Source organism: Promineifilum sp. (SeqCode) (genome assembly GCF_041918635.1).
Classification (GTDB): domain Bacteria; phylum Chloroflexota; class Anaerolineae; order Promineifilales; family Promineifilaceae; genus Promineifilum.
Map to the genome: position 1 here is coordinate 1 of NZ_JAYRVJ010000125.1, position 2,903 is coordinate 2,903.

Below are 2,903 nucleotides of genomic sequence, written 5' to 3' on the forward strand. Positions count from 1 at the left end.
GCATGGGTTGTATCTGAACGGCATCATGCTTGTCTCTGTCGTGCTCAACTTCATGACGCTCGACTTCGCGCCGGGGAATGATTTGCCCTATATCTTGTTCCTGCCGACCTACACAGCGACGGCATGGTATCACCGCCGGCTGCCAGAGGAGTTGCAGGCCGACCTGGTCGGCGCGCTGGCTGAGGCAGAGGCGTTCGCGATGAGTGACTATGCGCAGGCATTGCTACAAGGTGACGCCCTGCCGGCCGAGGCGCGGGCCGATATCGCCGCCCGGCTGGCCCGCCTCACCGGACTATCACCCACCTACGTGGAAGGGACAAACCTGCGCATCAACATCCACCGCTTCGTCAAGGAACTGCTGCGCGAGCAGCGGCGGACAGTGGGCCGCCTGGACAGCCGTTTCACCGGCATCGACCGGGACGCGGCCGGCGAGTATCACGAGTACGACCCCAGCTACGCCATCATCCAGGGGCCATACACCGGCCTGCTGAATGACTATGTGCGGCGGGAACTGCGTTTTGAGAGCGACCTACCCTACGAGATTCTCAGCGAGCGCGTCCAGCCCTGGTCGTTCGACCAGCACCAGAACGCCTACGTCAACGTGGGCGAGACGCTGCGCAAGGCGATGAGCATGAACCCGCACCTTAGGGTCTTCGTCGCCAACGGCGTCTACGACCTGGCGACGCCCTATCTGGCGACGCGCTACACCTTCAACCACCTGGAACTGGACGAGAGCCGGCGCGACAACGTGCGCATGCGCCAGTACGAGGCGGGGCACATGATGTACATCCACGACCCGTCGCTGGCCCAACTCAAGCAAGACCTGGGCGCCTTCCTGGATGAAGCGATGGCATAAAGAGGAGAAATGGCTACGGATGAAACGAATGAAAAACGGGTTTAGCCTTTATAGGGCCACGAGCATCCGTCTTCTCCGTCAAAATCCGTAGCCATTCCCCCGCCTAGAGCCACCCCCGCGCTCCGTAGACGGCTAACCCCATATACTCCTTCAGGGCGCGCGTCGTGTACGTCAGGTATTCCACGTTGGGCAGAAGGTTAATGACCGTTGAGGCGACGCCGCCACGCCAAAGGTGCTGCCACTCCGCGTCGGACACCAGGTAGTCGGTCGGCGCGGGGATGACGCGCAACCCTTGCTGCTCGAACAGCGGCACGGAGCGCGGCATGTGCATGGCCGACGTGACCAACAAGATTTCCTCCAGCCCCGCCTCGGCCAGCAGTTGCCGGCTATAGAGCGCATTTTCGTAGGTATTGCGCGACCGCGCCTCCACCCACAGCGCCTCGGGCGGCACGCCGAGCAGCTGCATGAGGGCCGACATGTCGTTGCCCTCCGGCGCTACCGCGTCCGGCGTCAGCCATTCGATGCTGCCGCCGGTAACCAGCACGACCTCGGCCGCGCCATCGCGATAGAGCTTGGCCCCATAGAGCAGCCGGTCGCCCGCCTCGTTGACTTCGGTCATGGGCCGGGGCGGGTCACTCGATCGCGTCCCGCCGCCCAAGACGACGATGGCGTCGGCTGGGGGCGCGCCGGCCAGCGCGGCGTAGCGCGTCTCCAGGCTACGAATGAGGGGGTAGGCCACGTAGCGGCTGCTGCCCAGCCACAACAGCACGAGGGCCAGGATCATGGCAACCCGGCGCGCCCGCGTCCAGAGCAGCGCCAGCAGTAGCAACAGACAAGCCAGTCCCAAGGGGAATACGAACAAGGGCAGAAGTTTGGATAGAAAGACGAACACGCCCGACAGGATAGCAGACTCCGCCACGGCGCGCGAGACGTGGCCGGGGCTTCACTCAACACCGGACAGGTCTCGGAAGACCTGTCCGGTGTATAGGAGGGTGACAGCGCGCGGCTGTGTGTTACAATCGGCGCTCATACATTATGGAGCAAACCTCCACTAGTGCGCCGTCGTTTGGGGCTTATCGTCGCCACCCTTCGGATCAAAGCCGCTTTTTCCAGCGTCGTCGCACCCACCCTCACAATGCCGCCGGCTTAGCGGCATTCATGCGCTGGCGCGATGGGCTGTCCGTCCCGCTTCTGGCGCCGGCGTATGCCGTCTTTCACGCTATCCACCCCATGTTTCCGGCCATGATGACCGGGCATCTTCCCTGCGCGTGTGATCATAGGGCGGCGGTCGCGGACACTGACGCCCGCGCCGTCGCCCTTTCACGAACGTCAGCAGGCCATCCGGCGCGCTCGCCGGCCGATCCACGCGATCGATTGCCGGGCGCGCCACTCTTTATGGAGGAGAGAAATCAATGAAAGATAGACTGTCTGCCGGATCGGCGCTCCCACTCAAGTGGGGACTGCTGATCGCCTTGGCCCTCGCGCTGGCCGTCCTGGCCGCGTGTACCGGGGGCCAGCCGGAAGCGGCCGCCACGCCGACGACCGCCCCGGCCACGGAACCGACCGCCGCGCCCGACTCCAACGAGCCGAGCCGCGGCCAGGCCATCGTCAATTCGATTGACATACTGGTGCAAGAGTCTTTCCCGGTCCAGATCAGTGTTCTGGCTACGGGCGACTTGCCGGACACCTGCACCGACATTGACGAGGTCATCTCGCAGCGAACGGATGACCAATTCCGCGTCGCCATCACCACCCTGCGCCAACCCGACGCAGCCTGCGCTCAGACGCTCGTGCCGTTCGAACAGACGATCGCCCTGGACGTGGTTGACCTGCCGGCGGGGACGTATACCGTGACCGTCAACGGCGTCAGCGACACCTTCACCCTGGACGTGGATAACACCCTGGGCGATGAGACTACGACCGGCGCCGGCGCGGCCGGCCAGGAGCCGGGGATCAGTGGCTTCGTTTGGCACGATCTGTGCAGCCAGACCGGCGCGGCGGTCGAGGCCGGGGCGACGCCGGAAGAGGGATGCGTGCCCGCAGCCGA

Annotated in this window: 1 protein-coding gene and 2 pseudogenes; 2 read left to right on the plus strand and 1 reads right to left on the minus strand. The window is 64.6% G+C overall.

Annotated elements, in window-relative coordinates; translation table 11 throughout:
• Positions 1 to 856 (plus strand): annotated as a pseudogene (locus ACE3UY_RS04260) (peptidase S10); the annotation flags it as partial.
• 103 nt (positions 857 to 959) lie between these two features.
• Here the strand turns inward: ACE3UY_RS04260 and ACE3UY_RS04265 are convergent.
• Entirely contained in the window at positions 960 to 1,775 is an 816-nt protein-coding gene (locus ACE3UY_RS04265; RefSeq protein ID WP_374686314.1) for a YdcF family protein, read from the minus strand.
• A gap of 493 nt (positions 1,776 to 2,268) precedes the next feature.
• Between ACE3UY_RS04265 and ACE3UY_RS04270 the strand changes: the two are divergent.
• A pseudogene (locus ACE3UY_RS04270) lies at positions 2,269 to 2,903 on the plus strand (hypothetical protein); the annotation flags it as partial.